Source organism: Nocardiopsis sp. NPDC055879 (assembly GCF_053615935.1).
On the sequence record NZ_JBSHCT010000039.1, the window covers coordinates 1 to 23,726 of the forward strand.

Genomic DNA, 23,726 nt, shown 5'->3' on the forward strand with positions numbered 1-23,726 from the left:
CAGGGAGCCGGGCGGCTATGCCCCGCGAAGCCATGGGCGGCACCTTCTCATCAGCCTCACCCGGCCCCCTTGGACCACACACCCATTCTTAAGGCGCTTCTCATGCCCGATGGTCTTCGAGGGTGGCGCGCATCCGGCGCAGGCGTGGGCCGAACGCGCCACGGAGCGCGGTGGCCAGGGCCAGGTCGCCCAGCGGGCCCAGACCGGTGGAGAACTCGACCACGTCGGTGTGCCGGGTGCTCGATCCGAACGGCTCGACCCGGTGGGTGTGCCGCCAGTATCGGAAGGGGCCGTGTACCTGGAGGTCGCTGAACGAACGCCCCGCCTCGAAGGCGTCGATCACGGCGTTCCAGCGCACCGGGTAGAGCCCGGCCGTGCCCCAGCGCAGATCCATGACGGCATCGGCCTCGAACGGTTCGGGCCACTCCAGGACCTCCACCCCGGGAGGCATGGCGTCCAGGAACCCGGCCTCGCTGATGATCAGCGCGAACACCCGCTCCACCGGGGCGTGGAAGTCCTCGGTCACCCGCAGCGTGGTGGTGCGCCGGGGCGGGACTCGTCGGTCACGTTCACGCACGTCGCTCCCCCTTCGTCGAGATCCCCAGCATGACAGCGCCCCCGGTCCGAGCGTGTGCTCGGACCGGGGGCGTCTGCGTGTGTCGTCCTGTCGCTCTGTCGACTCGGCTACATGGCGATTCGGCTACTTGTCCGTTCGGCTACTCGTCGCCCTTGGCGACCAGGGTGAGGACGTCGTAGGTGGCGACCGCCTCGTCGTTCTGGTCGGTGACGACCGCGTCCCAACGCACCTCGCCGTAGTCGGCGTTGGTGCGCGGGGTGATCTGCTTGGCGGTCAGGGTCACCTTGATGACCGCGTCCTCCTTCACCGGGGTGAGGAAACGCAGGTTGTCGACGCCGAAGTTGGCGAGCACCGGGCCCGGGGCCGGGTCGACGAACAGACCGGCGGCCAGCGACACCACGAGGTAGCCGTGCGCCACGATCCCGCCGAACAGCGGGTTGGCGGCGGCGGCCTCCTCGTCGGTGTGCGCGTAGAAGGTGTCCCCGGTGAACTCCGCGAAGTGGTCGATGTCCGCGCGGGTCACGGTGCGCTCGGCCGACGCGATGGTGTCGCCGATCCGCAGCTCGGTGAGGTCCTTGCGGAACGGGTGCACGTCGCCGATGTCCCGGCGCGAGCCCGTGGTCCAGTGGCCGGTGATCGCGGTGAGCATGTCCGGGGAGCCCTGGATCGCGGTGCGCTGCATGTGGTGCTTGACGCCGCGCACACCGCCCAGCTCCTCGCCGCCACCGGCGCGACCGGGGCCGCCGTGCACCAGGACGGGCAGCGGGGAACCGTGGCCGGTGGACTCCTTGGCGTCGTCGCGGTTGAGCACCAGGATGCGGCCGTGCCAGGGGGCCGTGCCCAGGACGACCTCGCGGGCCACGTCCTCGTCGTTGGTGACCAGCGAACCGACCAGGCTGCCCTGGCCGCGTGCGGCCAGTTCCACGGCCTCGCCCACGGTGTCGTAGGTGATGATCGTGCTGACCGGACCGAAGGCCTCCACGTCATGGGGTTCCCTAGCGCCGGGCTCGGCCCGCAGCAGGATCGGCGACATGAACGCGCCGGACTCGTCGTCGGCTCCGGTCACCTCGACCCGCTCCGGGTCACCGAACACCAGTTCGCTGGAGGTGCGCAGTGCCTTGACCGCCTTGCGGACCTCCTCGCGCTGGTCTTGTGAGACCAGGGCGCCCATGCGCACGTCGGGGTTGTCGGCCGCGCCGACCCTCACCTTGGAGAGCCTGCCGATGAGGGCCTCGGTGACCGCTTCGGCCATCGACGTCGGGACGATGACGCGTCGGATGGCGGTGCACTTCTGGCCCGCCTTGACGGTCATCTCGGTGACGACCTGCTTGACGTACAGGTCGAACTCGGGGTCCTCGGGCTTGACGTCGGGGCCCAGGATCGAGCAGTTGAGGGAGTCGGCCTCCACGTTCAGTTGGACCCCGCCGCTGACCACGTTCGGGTGGTTGCGCAGGATCGTGCCGGTGGACGCCGAGCCGGTGAAGCCGACGATGTCCTGCGGGCCCAGGTCGTCGAGCAGGCCCCGGTGGCTGCCCACCAGGAGTTGGAGCGAACCCTCGGGCAACAGGCCGGACTCCACCATCCGCTTGACCACGGCCACCGTCAGGTAGGAGGTCTGGCCGGCGGGCTTGACGATGCTGGGCAGGCCCGCGATGAAGGCGGGGGCGAGCTTCTCCAGCATGCCCCAGACGGGGAAGTTGAAGGCGTTGATCTGCACGGCCACGCCCGGGCGGGAGGTGTAGACGTGCTGGGCGACGAAGGTGCCGCCCTTGCTCAACTGTTCGAGTGGGCCGTCCAGGACGACCTTCGAGTTGGGGAGTTCGCGGCGGCCCTTGCTGGAGAAGCTGAAGAGGGTGCCGAAGCCACCGTCGACGTCGACCATGGTGTCGCGGGCGGTCGCGCCGGTGCGGTGGGAGAGCGCGTAGAACTCGTCCTTGTACCCCATGAGGTGCTTGGCGAGTTCCTTGAGGATGTTGGCCCGCTGGTGGAAGGTGAGTTCTCGCAGGGCCGGGCCGCCCACGGTGCGCGCGTACTCGACCATTCCGGCGACGTCGGGACCGTTCTTCGAGATGCGGGCGACGGTCTCGCCGGTGTTCGCGTCGGCCAAGGGCGAGCCCTCGTCCGTGGGGGTGAACCACGACCCCTGGGCGTAGCTCTCCAGTACTTCGGACACCTGACGGTCCTCTCCTCGGATGGCGGGTCTGCTGGAACAGTATTACAGACCGATCGGTCAGTAAATAGGGCCGTGCCTGCGCAAGCGTGTGCCACCAGTGCTTTCCGCGGAAGGCGCGGGGCACCTTCGCCATCTTCGAAAGCCGACTTACCGTGGACCCATGACCGACTACGCGCGGATGTACCGTCTTGGTTTCACCCCCTGGGAGCGCTACGGTCCCGCCGCGGGGGCGCAACTTCGTTCCTGGCTCGAACGCGAGTCCCGGGAACGAGACAGCCCCGGTCGCGCGCTGGACATCGGTTGCGGACGTGGGCAGTTCACCCCCGAACTCGTCGGACGTGGTTGGGAGACCACCGCCGTCGATCTCGTTCCCGCCGCCATCGAAGCCGCTCGCCGGAAGGGCCCCGCCGAGGTCACCTACCTCGTCGGAGACGCGACCGACCTCTCCCCCGACCTCGGCACCTTCGACCTGTTCCTCGACATCGGTTGCTTTCAGGGCCTCGACGAGAGTCAACGCGCCGCCGAAGGGCGAGGGGTCACGGCCCTGGCCAACCCGGGCGCCACCCTGCTGATGCTCGCCTTCGGCCCGTCGATCTATCGACGAATGGTCGAAGGGGTGTCGCGAGCGGAGGTCGAGGCGGGATTCCCCGAATGGGAGTTGGTCGACGTGGAAGACGCGTCGACCGAAGGCCTGGGCTGGCCCATGAACCGGACCAACCCCCGGTGGTACCGCTTCCGTCGCCCCATCCGCTGAGGATTCAACGTGCCCTGATCCCTGAACGCTCGTCTACTACAGGCGCACACTGGACATCAGCGCGACCCACTCCGCAGTGGAGAAGTCGAGGTGACCGTTCTTCCTGTTCTGTGTGTCCCGAACAGCGGTCCCACCAGGAAGGTCGGCGACCTCCACACAGTTGCCGGTGGGTTGGCTGTAGCTGGACTTCCGGAAGTGAAGATACGACGGGTTTCCTGTGGGCATCGGTGTGCCCACCTCCTTCGGATCGGCTGCGCTTGCACCTGGAAATGCCCTGAAATCCTTGATGTGGAACGGCTCAGTGGGGTCAGGATCGTCTACACAGCCGCCCTATCCCCGGGTACAGTGCGTGCGGGAAAGTCATCAGGACAGAAAACGGCCCCGGTAGCCTGCCGGGGCCGATTCTTGTGTGCTCAGAACTGATCGCTGTCGACAGCTTGGCCGATGGGGAAGGTGTGGCGGGAAGCCGCGCAGATCGTTTCAAGGGCGTGGATCGGAGTGTCGTCGGTGGAGTAGCTGACCCTGAGCACCTGCACGACCCACTCGCCGGGGATCTCCAGAAGATCGGCCTCGTAAGGGGTGGCGGGGCGTGCGGTCAGGGTCTCCACCGCATGGCCGAATCGGTGCCCGAGGTCCTCGATGGCAGCCTGGAGCGTTGGGAGGACGAAGCCCTCCCCATCGAGACGTGTGTTCTCGCCGACGTCCACTCGGAAGTACGACGTCGAGATCCTGACCGGAACGCTGTTGGCCCAGAACATCTTGCGGCGGGCGATGATCGGATCTCCCGGTTCTACCTGCATGCCTTGGGCGACATGTTCGTTCGCCGGCTCCTGGCCCACGAACAGCATCTTGCGCTCGGGAGTGAGCCCCTGCTGTTCGGCTTCGGTCAGGTAGAGCGACTTGGAGCCGCGTGTGCTCGGCGGCGTCGGCAGAGCGCGCTGGACGAGAACTCGGGGCTGAGGTTCCAACGGACCGGTCGGAGCTTTGTGCGCGGGCTCCTCGCCGCCCGCCTTCTTCATTTGAGACACACGGCCCGGGGACACACCCAGGTGCCGGGCGATGCCCTCCTGCCTCATCCCGCCCTGTTGAGCCTCGATGATGGCTCCTCGGCGAATGCGTGAGAGCTCCACGCTCTGCCCTTGCAAACTGGTCATGGCGGCGGAAGCCGCGCGGGCTCTGTCCAGCGGGTCCGGCATGGCTGCGATGTCATGCAATGTCCTTGCGTCCAAGGTGAATCCTCACTTCGGGTACTCCACCAGAACTTTAGCCCCCCTATTGCATCTAACGAAGAGGGGGGTTACAGTCGTCACGCGCGAAAGTTTAGCCCCTATAAATTCGGCGATTTCGGCGCCGATGCGTGGGCGGTGGAGTGGTTGGCGATCACACATCCAGTGTGCCCGAGACCGCCGGAGCTGAGCGTGGCACCGCATGGGCAGGCTTGGCGGTCACGATCATGCGGTGCTCTTCCTGATGACTCGATCGGCCGGACCTCCCATCTGGCACCTGACGAAGGGGCCGCGCCATGCCGCGCTACCTGAACCTCTCCAAACCGGCGTATGTGCGCCGGTGTGCTCTTGAGATCACGAGCCGCCGTCGCTCTCACCGGGCGTCCCGCGTGCGCGCCTACGCCGCGATCCGTCCTCCGCGCTCGCCCCGTCCCTCGGTGCCTTCGCCGCGTCGGCCGTTGGACACCGCTCCCTTGGAAGTCCTTCGCACGGTTCTGGCCGGGCTTCACCGGCTGGTGGTGGCGTGCTGATGATCGACACCTGCACCACCGACCTCTTGGTCGCTACCGAGGAAGCACTTCGAGTCTCCGCTCCCACCCACGCCCTGAACCGACGCCTCGCCTTGGTTCGCGAAGCCCTCCGTACGGCTCACGAAGAAGGCGATATCGAGCTGGCCACGCAGTTGATCGACCTGGTCGAACCGGCTGAGCGGCAGGTGGTTCAGGTGACTGTTCTTCCGATGCCCGAACGGGTCCTGTGCGAACTGCTGTACCCGCACTGGCAGATGACCGTCGAGGGCGGCCCACCTCACGAGGAGTTCATCGCCTACCGGCCCATCGGCTGGTCCGGCGAGGGCGACCCCTACGAACGGATCAGCGCCCCCACTCGCATGGAACTGCTCCGCCTGCTCGCCCACCGACACCTGGGCCACCGGCCGACGAAGCCCTGACAGCCGCTTACTCCCGAAAAGCAAAGTGCCCGGACCGGTGCTGACACACCGGACCGGGCCGATCAACCACCTGCAAGCACCAGGAGGATGACCGTGCAGCACCCTATCGGTCGACACCACCGACGTTGCCGAAGCCTGACCGAACACCTGTGGGCCTTGTTCGCCCTCACTTTGGCCTCGGTCCTGGCCCAACTCTTCATTCCCAACGCACCGAAGCGACTCGCGCTCCCGAGTGGCCAGGTCGAGCACCGGAGTCGGGCGGACGACTTCCCGAGCCCGCCGACCTGGGTCTCAATAGCCCAAGAGGTCTCCCAGCGCTGGGAGGACGACTATCCCGACCCGGACCAGATCGCCGGCGCCCTGGTGCGTCCCTATCTCGCCCCGCTCCCCCGCCCCCACGCACCTGTCGGCGACCTGCTCGCCGACTCCGGGAAGGGCGAGTTCGACGACCTCACCGAAGCGATCCGCACCTACCTCAGGGTCTGTGCCTGACCCCGGTGAAGACGAGCTTATGAAATATTCACTGTATAATGGGAATGAATATCGCCCTTCGAGCGCTGATAACTCGTAGAGCCCATAAGTTTCGTCGGCGTCACCGGTCCGATTCCGGTGGTAGTAGCGGGCGCGTTCATTCTAGTCCTTCCTTTCGTGCTGGTGAAGCTGGACATCCTCGACGATGAAGGCAAGTGGAGCGTAAGCGGCCTCTGCGAGGCCATGAAGAAGGTGGGGGAGCTCATGGAAAGTACTCGGTCCCTGGTATCCACCGCCCGCTCGATCTACGGAGTGGTTTCCACGCTGGCTGTTGTACCGACCCGCAGAAGCTGAGGTCGGAATCGAGGGCCCCTCAGCTGAGTGGGCCCTCTTTTTGTTCCTCTGCCCCGTGAAGGTGTCAGGTGCCACCGGGTCCGGTATGGCTGCAATGTCTTTGCCCCCAAGGTGCTTGTCCACCTCACCGGTCGAGAGCGTCGAACATCGACTTCGCGCTCTCGAACTCCTCGGTTCGACCGGTGGCGATCTGCCCGTCGGCCTCCCGCTCTCCCGATCGCCATTCCGGGTTCCAAAACCACGCCTGGTCCGTAGCGGGTTCGGTCACGCCACGAAGTACGACCTGCCCGTCCTCGCCGGTCCCGTCTCCCATAGCTGTCGAGAACCCTTCTGTCGCGGTGCGCTACCGCAACAACCTAGAGGGCATGCCGCCCCGCTGTAGGCATATCGAGAAGTCGCCGTGTGGCCATGTCGACCTGGGGAGAGGGCGACGTGTCGGCAAAACGGCGCGGCCCGGGTCGTAATCGACTCGGGCCGCGCCTTGACCACAGATGGTTTTGTCGACAAATCGACTGATGGCGACTACCGCGTCAAGGACAGGACCTCGGCACCGGGCAACTCCGCCAGCAGCGGGCCGGGGACCCGCAGCTTGGACCGGCGCAGGCCACTGCCCACGACCACCCAAGGGGTGTCATGGACGGCCTTGTCCACCAGGACCGGCCAACCCTCCGGCAGCCCGAACGGGGTGATGCCGCCGTACTCCATGCCGGTCATCTCGGTGGCCTCGTCCATCGGGGCGAAGGACGCCTTACGCGCGCCCAGGTGCTTGCGCAGTACCCCGTTGACGTCGGCCCGCTGCGTGGCCAGGACCATGCAGGCGGCGTATTCGATCTCGCCACCCCGCTTGGCCGCCAGCACCACACAGTTGGCGCTGGTGTCCAGGGTCTGTCCGTAGCGCTCGCAGAAGGCCGCCGTGTCCGCGACCTCCGGATCGATCGCTCCGGCACGGACCGACCCGTCGAACCGGGTCACCGCCTTGCGTACCGGCTCGGCCATCAGTTCAGGGTGGTCCAGCGCGGGCACCCACTCGATCCGCTCCGTCATGACCGCTCCCCACTCGCGTTCCGCACCGTGCGGCACCATGATGCCGCACGGCCGGTAGTGGAAAAGGCCGTACCCGGCCATCGGGCGGTCGTATTCCGAAGTCGACCGTCCCCTGAAGACGTGCGGGGGCGAGCCCGACCGAGCCGAGAACGTCCTGGACTTCTCGGAGATGGAGGACGAAACGTTGATGGGAGGGCCTGACTCGCGGAACCCACACTCGCGAGCATCTCCCCCATCGCCGGTGCCGTATCCAAGCTCAAATAGTGGTCTATACCTCTGATTCGGTTGTCAGAACTTGGAGTGCCGCCGCAGGATCGCCTCGGTGAGTTCACCGAGTTCGGCGGCGCGGTAGCCCGGCCACCCGTGCACCAGCTCCAGGTACGGGGCGGGGATGGCCGAACGCCCCCACCTGGCACCCACCAGCGCCCCGGCGATGGCGGCCACGGTGTCGGTGTCGTCGCCGGCCCGCACCGCGGCCATCACTGGTGCGGCGTAGCGGTCGGTCGAGGACTCGTCCACGGGACTGTGGACGATCGCCGACCAGGCCGCCTGCAGGGCCGACACCACGAAACCGTTGGGCGCGAAGAAGGACGGCGGCTCCTTCTCGGCCTCGACCAGCCGCGCCTCCCAATCCCCGCGCGCCGACGGCGGCAACAGGTCCAGCCCGCCGCGCACCCCGTCGTAGGTGCCGTGCACGATCGCGTGCCGGATCGCCTCGGACCACAGCACACAGGCCTGGGCGGCCAACGGGTCGCCGTGGGTGAGCCGGCTGTATCGGGTGGCGCTCTCCGCCAGACCCTCCGGGTCGTCCAGGTGGGCCAGGGCCAGTGGAGCCGTGCGCATCAGCGAACCGTTGCCCGCGCACCGTTCCCCCGCTTCGAACATCCGCTTGGAGCGACGGGTCATGGCCTCGGCGGCGCCGCCCCCGTGTTCGGCGAGGGCCCGATCGGTGTCCTCCAGGACTCGGGTGGTCTGCACACCGACGTCGGAGGCGCCCTCGCCGAACCAGGTCAGGAATCTCCGAGCGGTCCGCTCCAGCGCATCCGGGGAACGGGGTTCGTCGTGGTCGCGGAGCGCCTCGGCGATGCACACCGCCATCTGCGTGTCGTCGGAGTACTCGCCCGGCTCGTAGGGCCCCAACCCGCCGCCGACCATCTCGGGTGTTCGATCCTCGGCCAGACGAGGGGCGAATTCGTAGGGGACGCCCAGGGCGTCCCCGCACGCGGTGCCCAGCAGGGCGCCGGCGGCACGGTCGATCACGGCGGAGGGGATCACGGCACCTCACAGGGGCGGTGGAAGGGTCGGAAGCACCAGACTAGCGCCGGGTGATCGTCCGAATTCGGCCTGCTCGAAGACGATGTGCAAGGGTTCGACACCATACAATCCGACTCATGACCCCCGACCCCCACACCGGTCTCACGCTGCGCGGCCGTGTGCTCATCGGTGACCGCCTCCGAGGAGACGGAACGGTGTCCGAGTACTCCGGCACCGACGCCGACCGACCCGTCACGGTGACCCTTCTCGCCCCCGAGGTCGCCGCCGACCCCGCGAACATGCAGGCCTTCCTCGGCCGCGCGCGGTCCCTCGCCCGTGTCGACGCCCCCGGTCTGGCCCGGATCCTGGAAGAGGGCGTCGACGGCGACCTCGTGTACACGTTCACCGAACACCTCCCCGGCCAGACCATCGCCCAGGTGCTCGAAGGGGGAGAACGGGGACTGCGGTACGCGCCGCACGCCGCCCTGACGATCGTCACCGGCGTGCTCACCGCGCTCAACGAGGCCCACGACCAAGGCGTCGTCCACGGTGGGCTCGGCCCCCGGAGCGTGGTCCTGGACGGTGAGGGCCGGGTGACGGTCACCGGCTTCCGGATGCTCGGCATCGAGGGGGTCACCCCCCGCACCGACGTCCACGCGGTCGGCAGCCTGCTCCACACCCTGTTGACGGGTTCGCACCGGTTCGACGACGACACCGTGCCGTCCCCTTCCTCCTTGGTCCCCGGCCTGGCACCGGAGCTGGACGAACTCGTCGCCGACGCGACCGAGCCCAACCCGAGGAACCGGCCTCGCGACGCCGGCCAGTACCTCGCCATGGTCGAACAGGTCGCGCGGTCCCTGCCCGGACCGGCCGGCGACACGGGTCCGGGCACGGAACCGATCCCGGTGGTCGAAGCCCAGGCCGAACCCACGGCGAAGCACCCCGTGCCCCTGTGGCGCCGCGCCCCGTTCCTCGCGATCGCGGCTGTCCTGGCCTTGGTGCTCGTCGCCGCCGGTTGGGCCTTGGTGCCCGACGACACCGCCGAACTCCCCGACCTCCTCGGCTACACCACCGAGATGGCCGAGGTGGAGCTCGAAGCCCTGGAGCTGGGGTTGGCGTACTCCTACGACGAGACCTACAGCGACGATGCCCAACCCGGCGAGGTCGCGGCGACCGACCCCGCAGCCGGGACGGAACTGGGCGAGGGCGACACGGTCCTGCTCTCGTTGTCCATCGGGGCGAGGTACGTGGAGGTGCCCGACGTGGTGGGCGGCACCGAGTCGGAGGCCCGCGACCTCCTGCGGGACAGCGGCTTCGACGAGATCGAGGTGGTCCGGGAACACTCCGCCGACCACGACCCCGGCACCGTCCTGTCCACCATCCCCGAGGTGGGCGAGGACGGCGACCGCGAGGAGGGGATCACCCTCCACGTCAGCGAAGGGGTCATCGTGCCCACCCTGACCGACATGACGCGGGACGAGGCGTCCGCCGCCCTCGAATCACTGGAGCTGACCACCACCGTGGTGGAGACGTCCAGCGAGACCGTCACCGAGGGGTGGGTCGCCGCCCAGAACCCGGAACCCGGCACGGTCCTCCCCGAGGACGGAGAGGTCACCCTCACCGTTTCCACCGGCCCGGAAGAGGTCGAGGAACCGGAGGGGACCGAGGACGAGGCGGCCGGCTCCGACCCCGAGGAGGGCGCGGACACGGAGGAACCGGAGGCACCCGCCGAGTGCTCCGCCCAGGCCTGGGACTCGGGAGCCACCTATGACTCCGGTGACCGTGTCCAGTACGAGGGACGCGTGTACGAGGCCCGACGGTGGACCATGGCCATCCCACCGAACGTCGGCGGTGAGTGGGGCGCCTGGTCCGACCAAGGCCCCTGCTGATCGGTAGCGTCCACACCCCCTTCGGAGGGGACTTCGACTCTGTGGGCACTAACTACACCGATTCGCGTTCGAATGTATGCCTCAGCTACATGTGAAACCGATCACCACGGATCTAACTTCGGGATGGCACCCCTCATCCCCCTGTGGGTCGCGCCGCGACCAACGGCGGGTGCCGACTGGAGGAAGAACATGCGAAAGACCCCTCTGGCCGCCGGAGCCATCGCGGCCACGCTCACCATGACCGCCTGCGGCAGTCCTGGCGACGCCGCCGGCACCGACGGCGAAGGGCCGATCAAGGTCGGCATCGTCTACTCGTCGACCGGTCCGCTGGCCACCTACGGCGAGCAGTACCGGCAGGGCTTCGAGGCCGGCCTCGACCATGCCACCAACGACACCCGGGAGATCGAGGGCCGCCAGATCGAGGTCACCTACCTCGACGACGCCGGCGAACCCGACAAGGCCATCTCCGCGGCCCGCGAACTGATCGGCGAGGGGCACGGCATCATCGCCGGCTCGACCGCGTCGGGCATCGCCGTGCAGGTCGCCCCCCTGGCCGAACAGAACGACATCCTGTTCATCTCCGGGGCCGCCGCCACCGACGCCGTCACCGGGATCAACGACAACACCTTCCGCTCCGGTCGCCAGACCTACCAGGACATCCTCGCCGCCGCCAGCTTCATGGACGACCCCGAGGACTCCGACGTCGTCGTCTTCGCCCAACAGAACGCCTTCGGTCAGGACAACGTCGGCGCCGCGACCGAGGTCCTCGAAGCCGAGGGCGCCAACGTCGACAGCGTCTTGGCCCCACCGGACACCACCGACCTCACCCCCTTCGCCGAGCAGGTCAACCAGGCCGACCCCGACCTGGTCTTCGTCGCCTGGGCGGGCGAGACCGCCTCCGCCATGTGGCAGTCTCTCGACCAGCAGGGCATCCTCGACTCCACCGAGGTCGTCACCGGGCTCGACATCAAACCCTCCTACCCGATCTTCGGTGAGGCCGGCGACCGCATCTCCTTCCTGTCCCACTACTTCGACGGGGCTTCCGAAACCGAGATCGCGCAGATCCTCAAGGAGACCATCGAGGCCGACGGCGGCGAGGTCGACCTGTTCACCCCCGACGGCTTCACCGCCGCACAGATGGTCGTGCAGGCCGCCACCGCCGGCGACGAGACCGCCGACCGCGTCGACGCCCTGTCCGGCTGGACCTTCGACGGCGTCAAGGGCGAAATCCACATCCGTTCCGAGGACCACGCCCTCATCCAGCCGATGTACCAGGTCGAACTGGTCGGCGAGGGAGACGACGCCCACCCCGAACTCGTCGCGGAGATCCCCGCCGCCGACGTCGAACCCGCGATCGCGGAGTAGTCATGAGCACCCACACCCCACCGTCGGGCGCGACCACCGCGCCCGACGGGGGCGCGACCGCGCCCGACACCGCCACGCCCGTCCTGGAACTGCGGAACCTGAGCTGGTCCGTGGGCGGCGCCGTCATCGTCGACGACATCACCATGTCCGTCGAGGAAGGCGGGTTCGTCGCCCTCATCGGCCCGAACGGGGCGGGCAAGACCTCCCTGTTCAACCTGGTCAGCGGCCTCACCAAGCCCACGGGCGGCACGATCCGGCTGGCGGGCGAGGACGTCACCCCCCACGCGTCCCACCGCCGGGCACGCCTGGGCATGGGCCGTACCTTCCAAACCTCCAGTGTCTTCGCCGACCTCACCGTCGGCGCCAACGTCGGTCTGGCCGTCCAGGCCCGCACGGGGGAGTCCCGCCGCTTCTGGCGCCTGGCCGCCCCCGCCGGCGGAAAGGACGCCGCCCGGGTCCTGGACCTGGTCCGGCTCTCCCATCGCGTCGACCACCTCGCCGGGGACCTCTCCCACGGCGACAAACGCAAGCTCGAACTCGCCCTCCTCCTGGCCCGCGGGCCCCGGCTCATCCTCCTCGACGAACCCATGGCCGGGGTCAGCGCCGGAGAGATCGGCGAACTCACCAACGTCATCCAGGACGTGCACCGCGAACAGGGATGCACGGTCCTCATGGTCGAACACCACATGGAGGTGCTCCTCGACATGGCCGACCGACTGGCCGTCATGCACCACGGTGCCCTTCTCACCTACGCCGACCCCGAGACCGCCATGGCCGACCCCGACGTCCAGGCCGCCTACCTCGGGGACGGCGCGTGAGCGCGCCCGCGCCGCTCCTGGAAGCGGACGACCTGCACGTGTGGATCGAGGGATCGCACATCCTCCAGGGAGTGTCCTTCTCCGTGCCCGACCATGGCGTCACCTCGGTCCTCGGCCGCAACGGCGTCGGCAAGACCACCACGGTCAAGGCACTCCTGGGCCTGGTGCCGCGCACCGGCAGGGTCGTCTTCGACGGCGCCGACATCACCGAACGACCCACCCACGCCATCGTCACCAAGGGCATCGGCTACGTCCCCGAGGAACGCGGGATCTTCGCGGCCCTCACCGTCGCCGAGAACCTGCGCTTGGCCGAACGACGCCCGGGCGAACCACGCTACGACCTCGTCCACGAGCTCTTCCCGGAACTGCGCAAGAGGGCGAACCAACCGGCGGGCACCCTCTCCGGAGGCCAACAGCAGATGCTCGCCATCGGACGCGCCCTGCTCAACGACAACCGGCTGCTCATCGTCGACGAACCGACCAAGGGCCTGGCGCCCCGGATCGTCCGCGAGGTCGCCGACGCGGTGGCCACCGCCGCCGAGAGCGTCCCCGTGCTGCTCGTGGAACAGAACCTCTCCCTGGTCCGCCGGGTCGCCGACCAGGCCGTGGTGATCGACGCCGGAAGCGTCATCCACACCGGTTCCGCGTCGGAGCTCCTCGACGACGCCGAGCGCGTCCGTTCCCTCCTCGGCGTGGCACGGACCGCCACCGACGAACCCACCGACAGGCGGGTGGACACCACATGAGCACCGTCGTACTCCTCATCATCACCGGGCTCGGCCTCGGTGCCCTGTACTTCCTCATCGCCTCGGGCCTGTCCCTGATCTTCGGCCTGATGGACGTCCTCAACTTCGCCCACGGCGCGTTCCTGGCGATCGGTGCGTACGGCACCTGGTGGGCCGCCCAGTACCTGCCCGGTGCCGGCCCGGCCGGGGTGGGCTTCCTGCTGGCCATGGTCTTCGGTGTGGCGGCCGGAACGCTCGCCGCCGTCCTGGTCGAACTATGCGTGATCCGGCCGCTGTACGGCAGACACCGCGAACAGATCCTCGCCACCGTCGGCCTGAGCCTGGCCGTTCCCGCGCTCATCCAGGCGATCTGGGGCGCCGACCCGCACACCTTCCCCAAACCGGAACTGGTGTCGGGCACGCTCCCCCTGCTGGGCGTCAACGTGCCCAAGGACCGCTACCTGCTGATCCTCGCCGCGATCGTGGTGTTCGTCGCCCTGTCGCTGTTCAACTCCCGCACCCGCTACGGGCTCATCGTCCGCGCGGGCGTGCAGGACCGCGCCATGGTCACCGCGCTCGGCATCGACGTGCGCAAGTCGTTCACCCTGGTGTTCGCGATCGGTGGGGCCGCCGCCGCGCTGGCGGGTTCCCTGGGCGGCCTCTACTTCGGGGTGGTCACACCCACCCAGGGGATGTCGCTACTGATCTTCGCGTTCATCGTGGTCGTGATCGGTGGCACCACCTCGCTGACCGGCTGCGCGATCGCCTCGGTGACGGTCGGCCTCATCCAGCAGTTCGCCAACTACTACACCGTCGCCGGCCTCGGTGACATCGCCGTGGTCGCCGTGCTGGCCGCGGTCCTGCTCACCAGACAGGGCGGCCTGACCGCGAAGAAGTCCGCGGAGAGGGTGGCATGATGACCGACACCGACACGACCCTCCGTGAGACCACCGGCCCCTCGAAGGGGCCCGAGATCTCCGACGTGCGGCGACGCCGTTCCCTGCCCTGGTGGGCGGTGCCCGCCGTGGTCCTCGTGGTGGCGCTGTCCCTGCCCTTCTCCACCCTGTACGTCCCCGGGCTGTTCGAGGGCGCCCTCAACAGCCCGTCCACCCTGCACCTGCTCGCGCTGTGCCTGGTCTTCGGTGGTCTGGCCACCAGCTACGACCTGCTCTACGGGCGGGTGGGACTGCTGTCCTTCGGACACGCCCTCTACTTCGCCTGCGGCGCCTACGTCGCCGCGCTGCTCATGTCGGTCCTGGAGCTGCCCCTGCTGTGGGCGGCCGTGATCTCGGTGACCGGTGGAACCCTCCTGGCCCTACTGCTCGGCGCGGTGTCGCTGCGCGTCAACGGCATCGCGTTGGCCATGGTCACCCTCGCCTTCGCCGAGGCCGGATCCATCCTCATCTCCCGCGACCCCGGCCGTTGGACCGGCGGCGAGGAAGGGCTCTCCCTCAGCGCCGAGGCCGTCCCCGACGCGTTCGTGGGCGTGGTCAACACCGTCAACCTGTACTGGGTGGCAGTCGGCTACCTGGTCGTGGTCCTGGGTGTGGTCTGGTGGCTGTGCGCCTCGCCCGTGGGCCGGGTCTGGCAGGGCATCCGCGCGAACGAACAGCGCGTCGCGGTCCTGGGCATCAACCCCTACCCCTACAAGCTGGTCGCCTTCACCGTCGGCGGTGGCCTGGCCTCCCTCGGCGGCGTGGCCTACCTCCTGGTCAACGGAGGGGTCACCCCCGGCATCACCACCGCCGAGTTCACCCTCGCCCTCCTGGTGATGGTCGCCCTGGGCGGCGCGGGCACCCGATGGGGACCCCTCCTCGGAGCGGCCCTCTACACCTACGCCGAACACCGGCTCCTTCAGTCGGGTGGGGCCTTCGACGCCCTGCCCACCTGGATCGGCGCCCCGCTCTCCCAACCACTCTTCATCCTCGGCACGCTCTTCGTCCTGATGGTGTTCTTCTTCCCCGGCGGCCTCGTCGCCCTCCCGGGACGGATCAAGGCCGCCGTCCGGGACCGGCGTACCGAACGCACACGAAAGGCGGACCACGCGTGACCACACCCTCCCGTAGCGACGGGGACGAACACACCGTCCCCGTTGTCGGGGGCGACCTGGCCGTGACGACCTGGGGCTCCGGCCCCGGGGTCCCGGTCCTGGCCGTCCACGGAATCACCGCCAACGGTCACTCGTTCGCCCGTACCGCGACCGAACTCGCGAAGCTCGGGGGACCCCCGACCATCGCCCCGGACCTGCGCGGCCGGGGCGCCAGCGGGCACCTGCCCGGACCACACGGACTGGCGGCCCACGTCGACGACCTCCTCGCCGTACTCGACGGCCGCGGGGTACGGCGCACCGTGGTCGTGGGCCACTCCATGGGCGCGTTCGTCGCCGCCCTACTGGCCGTACGCCACCCCGAGCGGGTGTCCGGTCTGCTCCTGGTGGACGGCGGCTTCGGTCTGCCCGTGCCGCCCGGAACCGACATCGAGGCCGTCATCGGCCCGGCGATGGCCCGCCTGCGCATGACCTTCGAGTCCCCCGACGCCTACCGGGACTTCTGGAAGGAGCACCCGGCCTTCGTCGGGCGCTGGAGCACCTGGGTGGACGACTACGTCCTACGCGACCTGGTCGGCGAACCACCGCGACAGCGGTCGGCCTGCGACGAGGAGGCCGTGCGGGTCGACGGTGCCCAGGTCGTGTCCGATGAGGAGGTACTCGGCGCGATCCACCGCCTGCCCTGCCCGGCCCACCTGCTGTGGACCGCGCGCGGACTCATGGACGAGAGCCCCGGCCTGTACACGTCCGAACGGCTCGCCGGTCTCCCCGAGTCCGTGCGCGTCACGGAACTGCCCGAGGACAACCACTACAGCCCGCTGTTCTCCTCAAGTGCCGCCCTGGTCGCCGAGCAGGTCCACGCCCTTGTCGAGGAGACCGTGCAGGTGCAGGGCCAGTTGTAGCTCCAAGGCGCGGTCGGGGCGCTGCCAGTCCGTCCCGATCAACTGCCCGATCCGCTCCAAGCGCTGCGCCACGGTGTTCACGTGGATGTGCAGGTCGTCCTTGGCGCGGGACAGGTTGCCCCCGGCCGCGAAATAGGCCCCCAGGGTCTCCACGAGCAGTGTGTTCCGCCGTGCGTCGTACTCCAGCAGCGGACCCAAGGTCGCGGAGACGAACCCGGACACGTCCCGGTTCTGGCCGAGCAGCAGACCGGAGAACCCCAGGTCCTCGATGGTCGCGCAATCGCCCTCCCGGCCCAGCGCCCGCAGCGTCTGCAGGCAGCGAACCGCCTCGGTGAACGTGTCCAGGAACGTCCCGAGCCCGCCGGTGGGCCCGGCCAGACCGGCCGTCACCGGACCGTTGGCGGCGGCGGACAGCTCCGCGCACACCCGCCGCCCCACCTCGGAGGGATCCGACCCCGGAAGCGCCAACACCAGCCGACCACCCCGGCTCGTCGCCAGGCCGCCCGTGGTCTCGGCCACGAACGACGCCGCCGATCGCAGCCGATGTGGATCGGCGCCCACGGCCTCGGCCACCACCAGCACGTGCGGCGCGTCCAGGTCGGCCTGCAACAGCGCCGCCCGTTGACGCAACGACACCGGATCCCGCGCCGGCACCTCCAGCAACTCGTTGAGCAGATCGCCGCGGACCCGGTGCTCGGTCTCGCTCACCGAACGTCGGATGAGCAGCAGCAGGGCCGTCACCATGGCGGCCCTCTCCAACACCCGCTGGTCCGTGCCGTCCAGCGCCACGCCGCGCAGCACGAGCGTGCCCAGAGGCTCGCCTCCCGCCGCCGCGGCCGCCACCCAGGCGTCGTCCACGGCCACGGCACGGCCGCTCGCCAAGGAGGAACGCACCGCCTCGGCCACCTCGTCGTCCCCCTCCGCCAAGGGATCGCCGCCCGGGGAGGGATCGTTCACCTCACCCGAGGGCGACGCGGTCACCGACACCTCCGAGGTCCGGTCGTGGATGCGCACCGAACCGCCCAACACCTCGGCGACCGCGGCCGCGACCTCGCGCACCCCGCCACCACCCAGCACCAGGTCGGTGAACCTGTCGTGTGCCGCGGCCGAACGCTCCACCGACGCGGTGTGCCGCTGCAACCTCTCGTTGACCGTGTGCAACTCGTCCAAGGCACGCCGGGTGTCGTCGATCAGGTTCGCGTTGTCGATCGCGATCGCCGCGTGGGTGGCCAGCGACGACAACAACGCCACCTCGGAGTGAGCGAAGGGCCGCTCCCGCCGGTTCGCGGCGAACAACACCCCCATGCCCCGCCCGTTCATCTTCAACGGCACGCCCAGGATCGCGACCAGACCCTCCTCGCGTACCGCGTGGTCGATGTTCTCCGCGTGCTCGAAACGGGGGTCGGTGAAGTAGTTCGCGGTCACGTACGGCAGTCCGGTGGTGGCCACCAGACCGCCCAGCCCCTTGCCAGGGGCCAACCGCACCTTCTGGAAAACGGCGGACACCGAACCCGCGGTCACCCGCATGTAGGTGTCCCCCGCCTCCGCGTCACTCAGGGTCAGGTAGGCCACGTCCGTGCTCAACAGGTGCCGGGCCCGCTCCACGATGGCCTGCAACACCTGGTCCAGACTGCGCATCCCCGCCAGGTCGTTGGCGGTCTCGAACAACGCGCTCAATTCGGATTCACGGCGTTGCCGGTCACGCAGGACCGACCGCACCCGCAGCGCCGCGAACTTGGCCTCCTCCAACGCCGAGACCGTGTCCGCGTCCGCGCCACCCGAACGCGCGCGAAGCACCGGCCGCTCGTACTCCACGGCCGGTGCGTCGCGCAACAGCAGATCCAGGAAGAACGCCTGGTGCCCGGCGTCCGCCGGGCCATCCCCGCGAGGGGGTTCCGGGGTGGTGTTCAGCTCGCGCTCCAAGCTCCGTCGACGGGGAGCGACGCTCCGTTGATGAACGAGGCGTCGTCACTGCACAGGTAGGCGACCAGTTCGGCCACCTCCGCGGGTTCGATCAGGCGTTTCACGGGAGTCCGGGCCAACAGCACCTCGGACACCACATGCTCCTCGGGGATACCGTGCGCCGTGGCCTGATCGGCGATCTGCTTCTCCACCAGGGCGGTCCGCACGTAACCGGGGTTGACGCAGTTCGACGTCACCCCCCGCTCCGCGCCTTCCAGAGCGATCACCTTGGAGAGCCCCTCCAAGCCGTGCTTGGCCGCGACGTAGGCCGACTTGTAGGCGGAGGCGCGCAGTCCGTGCACGGAGGAGATGTTGACGATCCGGCCCCAACCACGTTCGTACATGTGGGGCAGCGAGCCCCGCACCAGACGGAACGGGGACTCCAGCATGAGCCGCAGGATCAGGGAGAAGCGATCCGGGGGGAAGTCCTGCACGGGCGCGACCGTCTGCACTCCGGCGTTGTTGACCACGATGTCGGCGCCGCGCGCCGCCTCCTCCGCGGAATCCAGGTCGGTCAGGTCCAGTTCGACGGCCTCGCCCACGCCCTCCTTCTCCAAGGCGGTGAGCGCGGAACCGTCGACGTCGACCAAACGTACCGAGGCTCCGGCGGCGGACAGTCTGCGGGCACAGGCCAGGCCGATACCGCCGGCTGCACCGGTCACCAGCGCGATCCTGTCGGTGAGGTCGACCTGGGCGGTGTGGGGGGAAGCCTCTGTCGTCATGTCAGCAAACTAGGACGGGGTGGGACCGTGGGGGATAGCTCCGATGAACACACCTCTGGGATGGGACATGTGGTGATCCGCCATGGGCGAGGGGTCTCCTGTGGGGTTCCCACTCGAACAGCCTAAGTGATCGGGGTCTCTCGCACATGTTGTCCACATCACAATCTGCCTAGGCTCCAAGTCAGGGTTCGGCCGAACCACCCCCGCTGATCGACCCCCGGAGCCGTACATGCACCCCCAGAGCAGTCCACCTCCGTCAGCCCCCGCCAGGTACCTGCCGCCGATCATCGCCCTGGCCGCGGCCTTCCTGTTGGTCGCCGCGACGATCGTCGCCCTGGCCCCACGAGCCTCCGCCGCGACCCTGGACCCGGTGCCGTCCTTCGGCACCGACCCCGGCGCCCTCTCCATGTACGAGTACGTCCCCGACGACCTCCCCGCGGGCGCACCCGCGGTCGTACTCCTGCACGGATGCGCCCAGGACGCCGCCGCCTACCACCAGCACTCCGGCTGGGCGGAACAGGCCGACGCCTCCGGGTTCGCCCTCGTCTACGCCGAACAGAGCAGCGCCAACAACGCCACGAGCTGCTTCAACTGGTTCGAACCCGGCGACGTGGCCCGCGACTCCGGTGAGGCCCGATCCATCCGCTCGATGGTGGAACACGCCATCGACGCGCACGGACTGGACGCGGATCGCGTATACGTCTCCGGACTGTCCGCGGGCGGTGCCATGGCGGCCGAACTCCTCGCCGCCTACCCGGACGTGTTCGCCGGCGGAAGCATCGTCGCGGGTGTCCCCGTCGGCTGCGCCACCGGCATGGTCGACGCCTTCACCTGCATGAACCCGGGTAAGGACCGCACACCCGAACAGTGGGGCGACGAGATCCGCGCCAAGCTACCGGACGGGGCCGACCTACCCCGGGTCGCGGTCTGGCACGGTACCTCCGACACCACCGTCGCCCCGGCCAACGGGGACGCCTCGGTGGCCCAGTGGGCGAACGCGGGCGGTGTGCCCACCGATCCGGACACCACCGAGCAGTTGCCCGGATCCACAACGGCCTCGTACTACGGAGGCGGGCCCGACGACGCAGCCATCGCCCACTACTCCGTCTCCGGTCTGGGCCACGGAACCCCGGTCGACCCCGGCTCGGGTTGCGGCACCGCCGGCGCCTACTTCCTCGACGCGGTCTGCTCCAGTGGGTACACGGCGCAGTTCTGGGGGATCGACGGTGGGGTCGGACCCACCGACCCACCGACGGAGGAACCCACCGATCCGCCCTCGGGCGAGTGCGTCACCGCGAGCAACTACGCCCACGTCACCGAGGGGCGCGCGGAGCACCGGTTCGGAATGGTCTACGCGGCCGGCTCCGACGACCCGCTCGGCCTGTGGAACCCGGCCGTGACGACCTCCCTCACCGAGACCTCACCGGGCCACTGGGAGCACACCGTCGACGGGTGCTGAGCGAAAGACGCGGGGCGGGCGGGCCATCGGCCCACCCGCCCCGCTCCATTCCCCTCCCGGCCTTCGGAGGACGGGCACGACCCCCGTGGTGCCCGTCCTCCGCTCCTCCCCCTCAGGTCTCCTCGGCGACCCGTGCCTCGCCCGCGAGCACGTTGGCGGTCAGCCTGCGCAACGCGAGTCTGGTCGCCTCGAACTCCTCGTCCGGAAGGTCGATCACCCGCCCGATCGCCTCGGGGATGCCCCGAGTGCGGGCGCGGAGGGCGCGGCCCTCGTCGGTGGAAGTGACCCGCACCGAACGCTCGTCCTCGGGATCACGATCCCGACGGAGCAGCCCGTTGGTCTCCAGCCGCTTGAGCAGGGGGGTAAGGGTTCCGTAGTCGAGTTGGAGCACCGCGCCGATCTCCTTGACCGAGCACCCGCCTCGCTCCCACAGCAGCATCATCACGAGGTACTGCGGGTAGGTCAGACCGAGCGGATCGAGCAACGGGCGGTACAGGTTGGTGACAGCGCGGGACGCCGCGTACAGCGCGAAGCACATTTGCTCGTCGACTGGCGGGAGTGCGAAGTCGCCCTTGGGGGCGGGGGAACGGTCGGGCATCACTCGACATCGTAGTAACCACGCACCCGATGTCAAAGCCCACAATCACCTTGTGCGCAATGTAAATGGAGCAAAGAGGTCGGCTCGCGTCCGCGAACCGACCTCCACCCACGGGAACGGTCAGGAGCCCTCGGGTGGACGAGTGCCGGCCGGAAGCCGTCGCTTGAGCACCTTCCCGGTGGCGTTGCGCGGCAGTTCCGCCAACACGATCACGTCACGCGGGACGGAGAAACGCCCCACCAGCTCCCGAACATGCAGCCGGATCCCGTTCGGATCCACCGACCGTCCCTCGTAGGGCACCACGTACGCCGCGAATCGCTGTCCGAACTCCTCGTCCGGAACCCCGGTCACCACGACCTCGCGCACCGAGGGCAGCGTCACGATCGCCTCCTCCACAGGCCGGGGGAAGACGTTCTCACCACCCGAGACGATCATGTCGTCGTCACGCCCGGCCACGTGCAGCAGACCGTGTACGTCCACGTGACCGCGGTCGCCGGTCTCCATCAGACCGTCGGACACCCGCTTGTTCCTCCCGTTCGTGTACCCGTCGAAGAGCATGTCGTTGCCGACGAATATCGCGCCCTTCGACCCCTGGGGAACCTCCCGACCCCGTTCGTCCAGGACCGCGATCCGCGTACCGAGCGGCGGCCGTCCCGCGGTGGTCGGCGCCGTCCGCAGGTCTTCGGGGGAAGCGATGGTCGCCCACGACACCTCGGTAGACCCGTACAGGTTGTAGATGACGTCGCCGAACGCGTCCATGAAGTCGCCGATCAGCTGCGGGCTCATCGCCGAACCACTACACGCCACGATCCGCAGCGAAGAGGTGTCGTACTTCTCCCGCGTCGACCGGGGCAGGTCCATGATCCGCCGAAGCATCACCGGTACCGCGAACAACGCCGTGCACCGCTGCTCCTGAACGGTCCGCAACACGTCCTCCGGCTCGAACAACCGGCGCATCACCAGGGTCGACCGCATCGACATGCCCAACTGGACACCGGCCAGCCCCCAGGTGTGGAAGATCGGCGCCGACACCAGGATCCGGTCCTTGGAGTTCAACGGGATCCGCGACAGTACCGAGGCCGCGTCCTGTGGACCCTTCGGGGTCGGGCGCCGTGCTCCCTTCGGCGCCCCCGTGGTCCCCGAGGTCAACACGATCAACCGACCCGGACTCTCGGGCGGGACGGGGTCGGGCTCGGTGGGCTCCTCGACCTTGGTCGGGATCCGCGGACCCGGCACCACGGTCTCCCCCCACGACGTCACACGTGGGATCTCCGGCGGCAACCCCTTGTACAACTCCTCGAAGTCCGAGTCCGCGACGAGCAACGACACCTCGTTGTGTTCGATCACGTCCACCAACGGACCGGCGGCCAACCCGGTGTTCAACAGGACGGCGTCGGCGCCCAGGCGGCCACAGGCCATGGCCGCCTGCACCATCCCGGCGTGGTTGCGACACAGGATCCCCACCCGGGACCCGGGGCGGACCCCCAGGCGCCTCAGCTCGTGGACCAGCTGTCTGGCCAGCCGGTTCATCTGTCCGAAGGTCGTCACCCCGGAGTCGTCGATCACGGAGATCTGGTCGGGGACCCGCTCGCCCGCGGCGGCGTAACCACCGGCGATGGTCGCCCCCCAGGTCTTGAGCTGGCGTAGCTGGCGGACGATCTTGTCCGGGCGGCCGACGGAGAAGACCCCGGCCCTGACGAGTACGGACACCACCTTGAGGGTGTGGATCAGATTGGACCGGGTGGACGGGCCACCGACTGAGGACGGCATTCGGTCTCCGGGGGAGTACGGGGACGGGCGAAGCGGTCCGCGCCCTCCGAGGAGCCTTCGCCTCGTGACTCCACGGAGTACTGCGAAGGTAGGTCAGATGCGCACGGGATTCTTCGTCGCGGAGTGAGTGATCACCGACGCGTGGTTGTCACCGGGTGAGCCTCGAGACCGATACTGGAATGATTATTTCAAGTCTCTGACCTGCGGTGATATTAGAAACTTGCTGGTGAGAGTCGAAACGATCCCGTGCCGGTGCAAGTAATGGGCAAGGGTCGTGCATTTGTCATGAAGTGAGCTTCGGTGGAGCGGGTATTCATCGGTCGGGTGAGCGTTGCGGGTCCGGGAGCCGACGCGGGCAATAGAGGAACGCGCGTACGCGCGCGAGGAGGGGGCCGGATCCGGCTCTCCGAAGGGGCGAACGGCGTGTGTTGGCCGAAGCGGGGAGCCGAGGTGGAGGTCGGGTGACCGGCGACACAGGCGGTTCGGTTTGCCGGGTGCGTGGAGTGCGGGTAGTGTTCTCCAGGTCGCCGCAGGACGGCGAGTGGCCCCCAGGGTCGACTCGGAACCGGACTGCGATCACAGACATCCTCTTCAAAGCAGCCTGGTTCGAGCGGTGCTCGGAGCATGTAAACTCGAAGAGTCGCTTCAAAAGCCCAGCGTTCAAACC

Annotated in this window: 23 protein-coding genes; 12 read left to right on the plus strand and 11 right to left on the minus strand. The window is 68.8% G+C overall.

The annotated features are described in order from the left end of the window. Nucleotides 1-100: 100 nt before the first annotated feature. Together ACWGKS_RS28170 and paaZ are read right to left on the minus strand one after the other, a co-directional pair. Nucleotides 101-577 (minus strand): SRPBCC family protein, encoded by a 477-nt coding sequence (locus ACWGKS_RS28170; RefSeq protein WP_452456092.1) that lies wholly within the window; start codon nt 575-577, stop codon nt 101-103. 139 nt (nt 578-716) lie between these two features. After that, nucleotides 717-2,750 (minus strand): phenylacetic acid degradation bifunctional protein PaaZ, encoded by a 2,034-nt coding sequence (paaZ, locus tag ACWGKS_RS28175; RefSeq protein ID WP_452524679.1) that lies wholly within the window; start codon nt 2,748-2,750, stop codon nt 717-719. 160 nt (nt 2,751-2,910) lie between these two features. Here paaZ and ACWGKS_RS28180 point away from each other — a divergent pair, with 160 nt between their 5' ends. After that, nucleotides 2,911-3,504, plus strand: a complete 594-nt coding sequence (locus tag ACWGKS_RS28180; RefSeq protein ID WP_358508630.1) for a class I SAM-dependent methyltransferase — start codon at nt 2,911-2,913, stop codon at nt 3,502-3,504. A gap of 36 nt (nt 3,505-3,540) precedes the next feature. Here ACWGKS_RS28180 and ACWGKS_RS28185 read toward each other — a convergent pair whose 3' ends face one another. Both ACWGKS_RS28185 and ACWGKS_RS28190 read right to left on the minus strand, forming a co-directional pair. Beyond that, nucleotides 3,541-3,729 carry a DUF397 domain-containing protein gene (locus ACWGKS_RS28185; RefSeq protein ID WP_358508628.1) on the minus strand — a complete coding sequence of 63 codons (189 nt, stop codon included), beginning with the start codon at nt 3,727-3,729 and terminating at the stop codon, nt 3,541-3,543. Between the two features lie 188 nt (nt 3,730-3,917). Next, nucleotides 3,918-4,700: a GntR family transcriptional regulator gene (locus ACWGKS_RS28190; RefSeq protein WP_452456091.1), complete on the minus strand. Its 783-nt coding sequence runs from the start codon at nt 4,698-4,700 to the stop codon at nt 3,918-3,920. 559 nt (nt 4,701-5,259) lie between these two features. Here ACWGKS_RS28190 and ACWGKS_RS28195 point away from each other — a divergent pair. The 3 genes from ACWGKS_RS28195 to ACWGKS_RS28205 all read left to right on the plus strand — a co-directional run bounded on the left by ACWGKS_RS28195 (nt 5,260) and on the right by ACWGKS_RS28205 (nt 6,504). Then, the gene (locus ACWGKS_RS28195) at nt 5,260-5,679 is read left to right on the plus strand and encodes a hypothetical protein (protein WP_452524682.1); all 420 of its coding nucleotides are present in this window, start codon (nt 5,260-5,262) and stop codon (nt 5,677-5,679) included. 93 nt (nt 5,680-5,772) lie between these two features. Next, entirely contained in the window at nt 5,773-6,171 is a 399-nt protein-coding gene (locus tag ACWGKS_RS28200) for a hypothetical protein (RefSeq protein ID WP_358508623.1), read from the plus strand. Between the two features lie 156 nt (nt 6,172-6,327). Next, nucleotides 6,328-6,504 (plus strand): hypothetical protein, encoded by a 177-nt coding sequence (locus ACWGKS_RS28205; RefSeq protein ID WP_358508621.1) that lies wholly within the window; start codon nt 6,328-6,330, stop codon nt 6,502-6,504. Between the two features lie 124 nt (nt 6,505-6,628). Here the strand turns inward: ACWGKS_RS28205 and ACWGKS_RS28210 are convergent, their stop codons facing one another. From ACWGKS_RS28210 to ACWGKS_RS28220, 3 genes are all read right to left on the minus strand, one after another. After that, the gene (locus ACWGKS_RS28210; RefSeq protein ID WP_452524684.1) at nt 6,629-6,772 is read right to left on the minus strand and encodes a hypothetical protein; all 144 of its coding nucleotides are present in this window, start codon (nt 6,770-6,772) and stop codon (nt 6,629-6,631) included. A 254-nt stretch (nt 6,773-7,026) separates the two neighbouring features. Then, the gene (locus ACWGKS_RS28215; RefSeq protein WP_087103395.1) at nt 7,027-7,548 is read right to left on the minus strand and encodes a YbaK/EbsC family protein; all 522 of its coding nucleotides are present in this window, start codon (nt 7,546-7,548) and stop codon (nt 7,027-7,029) included. A 288-nt stretch (nt 7,549-7,836) separates the two neighbouring features. After that, on the minus strand, nt 7,837-8,823 hold the full coding sequence (locus ACWGKS_RS28220) for an ADP-ribosylglycohydrolase family protein (RefSeq protein WP_452524686.1): 987 nt from the start codon (nt 8,821-8,823) through the stop codon (nt 7,837-7,839). Nucleotides 8,824-8,939: 116 nt separating this feature from the next. On the opposite strand from ACWGKS_RS28220, the gene ACWGKS_RS28225 reads away from it, so the two are divergent. The 7 genes from ACWGKS_RS28225 (at nt 8,940) to ACWGKS_RS28255 (ending at nt 16,548) form a co-directional block, all read left to right on the plus strand. Continuing rightward, nucleotides 8,940-10,691, plus strand: coding sequence for a PASTA domain-containing protein (locus ACWGKS_RS28225; RefSeq protein WP_452524688.1), 1,752 nt, complete (start codon nt 8,940-8,942; stop codon nt 10,689-10,691). A gap of 189 nt (nt 10,692-10,880) precedes the next feature. Beyond that, nucleotides 10,881-12,056 carry a substrate-binding domain-containing protein gene (locus ACWGKS_RS28230; protein ID WP_358508613.1) on the plus strand — a complete coding sequence of 392 codons (1,176 nt, stop codon included), beginning with the start codon at nt 10,881-10,883 and terminating at the stop codon, nt 12,054-12,056. Nucleotides 12,057-12,058: 2 nt separating this feature from the next. After that, nucleotides 12,059-12,874 carry an ABC transporter ATP-binding protein gene (locus ACWGKS_RS28235; protein ID WP_452524690.1) on the plus strand — a complete coding sequence of 272 codons (816 nt, stop codon included), beginning with the start codon at nt 12,059-12,061 and terminating at the stop codon, nt 12,872-12,874. Then, complete coding sequence (locus ACWGKS_RS28240) at nt 12,871-13,620, plus strand: ABC transporter ATP-binding protein (RefSeq protein ID WP_358508610.1); 750 nt, start codon at nt 12,871-12,873, stop codon at nt 13,618-13,620. The genes ACWGKS_RS28235 and ACWGKS_RS28240 overlap by 4 nt, the downstream gene beginning before the upstream one ends. Then, nucleotides 13,617-14,516 carry a branched-chain amino acid ABC transporter permease gene (locus tag ACWGKS_RS28245; protein WP_452456086.1) on the plus strand — a complete coding sequence of 300 codons (900 nt, stop codon included), beginning with the start codon at nt 13,617-13,619 and terminating at the stop codon, nt 14,514-14,516. Before ACWGKS_RS28240 ends, ACWGKS_RS28245 begins: the two co-directional genes overlap by 4 nt. After that, entirely contained in the window at nt 14,516-15,649 is a 1,134-nt protein-coding gene (locus tag ACWGKS_RS28250; protein WP_452524695.1) for a branched-chain amino acid ABC transporter permease, read from the plus strand. The genes ACWGKS_RS28245 and ACWGKS_RS28250 overlap by 1 nt, the downstream gene beginning before the upstream one ends. Next, nucleotides 15,646-16,548: an alpha/beta fold hydrolase gene (locus ACWGKS_RS28255; RefSeq protein ID WP_358508606.1), complete on the plus strand. Its 903-nt coding sequence runs from the start codon at nt 15,646-15,648 to the stop codon at nt 16,546-16,548. The genes ACWGKS_RS28250 and ACWGKS_RS28255 overlap by 4 nt, the downstream gene beginning before the upstream one ends. Here ACWGKS_RS28255 and ACWGKS_RS28260 read toward each other — a convergent pair. Then, nucleotides 16,474-18,471, minus strand: a complete 1,998-nt coding sequence (locus tag ACWGKS_RS28260) for a helix-turn-helix domain-containing protein (RefSeq protein WP_452524692.1) — start codon at nt 18,469-18,471, stop codon at nt 16,474-16,476. The genes ACWGKS_RS28255 and ACWGKS_RS28260 overlap by 75 nt on opposite strands. Continuing rightward, nucleotides 18,456-19,232 carry a 3-hydroxybutyrate dehydrogenase gene (locus ACWGKS_RS28265; RefSeq protein ID WP_358508602.1) on the minus strand — a complete coding sequence of 259 codons (777 nt, stop codon included), beginning with the start codon at nt 19,230-19,232 and terminating at the stop codon, nt 18,456-18,458. The genes ACWGKS_RS28260 and ACWGKS_RS28265 overlap by 16 nt, the downstream gene beginning before the upstream one ends. Nucleotides 19,233-19,461: 229 nt before the next feature. Between ACWGKS_RS28265 and ACWGKS_RS28270 the strand changes: the two genes are divergently transcribed. Beyond that, nucleotides 19,462-20,691: an extracellular catalytic domain type 1 short-chain-length polyhydroxyalkanoate depolymerase gene (locus ACWGKS_RS28270; protein WP_358508600.1), complete on the plus strand. Its 1,230-nt coding sequence runs from the start codon at nt 19,462-19,464 to the stop codon at nt 20,689-20,691. 112 nt (nt 20,692-20,803) lie between these two features. On the opposite strand, the gene ACWGKS_RS28275 is transcribed toward ACWGKS_RS28270, so the two are convergent. Together ACWGKS_RS28275 and ACWGKS_RS28280 are read right to left on the minus strand one after the other, a co-directional pair. Then, the gene (locus tag ACWGKS_RS28275) at nt 20,804-21,289 is read right to left on the minus strand and encodes a MarR family winged helix-turn-helix transcriptional regulator (RefSeq protein WP_358508598.1); all 486 of its coding nucleotides are present in this window, start codon (nt 21,287-21,289) and stop codon (nt 20,804-20,806) included. Nucleotides 21,290-21,409: 120 nt separating this feature from the next. After that, nucleotides 21,410-23,059 carry an AMP-binding protein gene (locus ACWGKS_RS28280; protein ID WP_358508596.1) on the minus strand — a complete coding sequence of 550 codons (1,650 nt, stop codon included), beginning with the start codon at nt 23,057-23,059 and terminating at the stop codon, nt 21,410-21,412. Nucleotides 23,060-23,726: the final 667 nt, after the last annotated feature.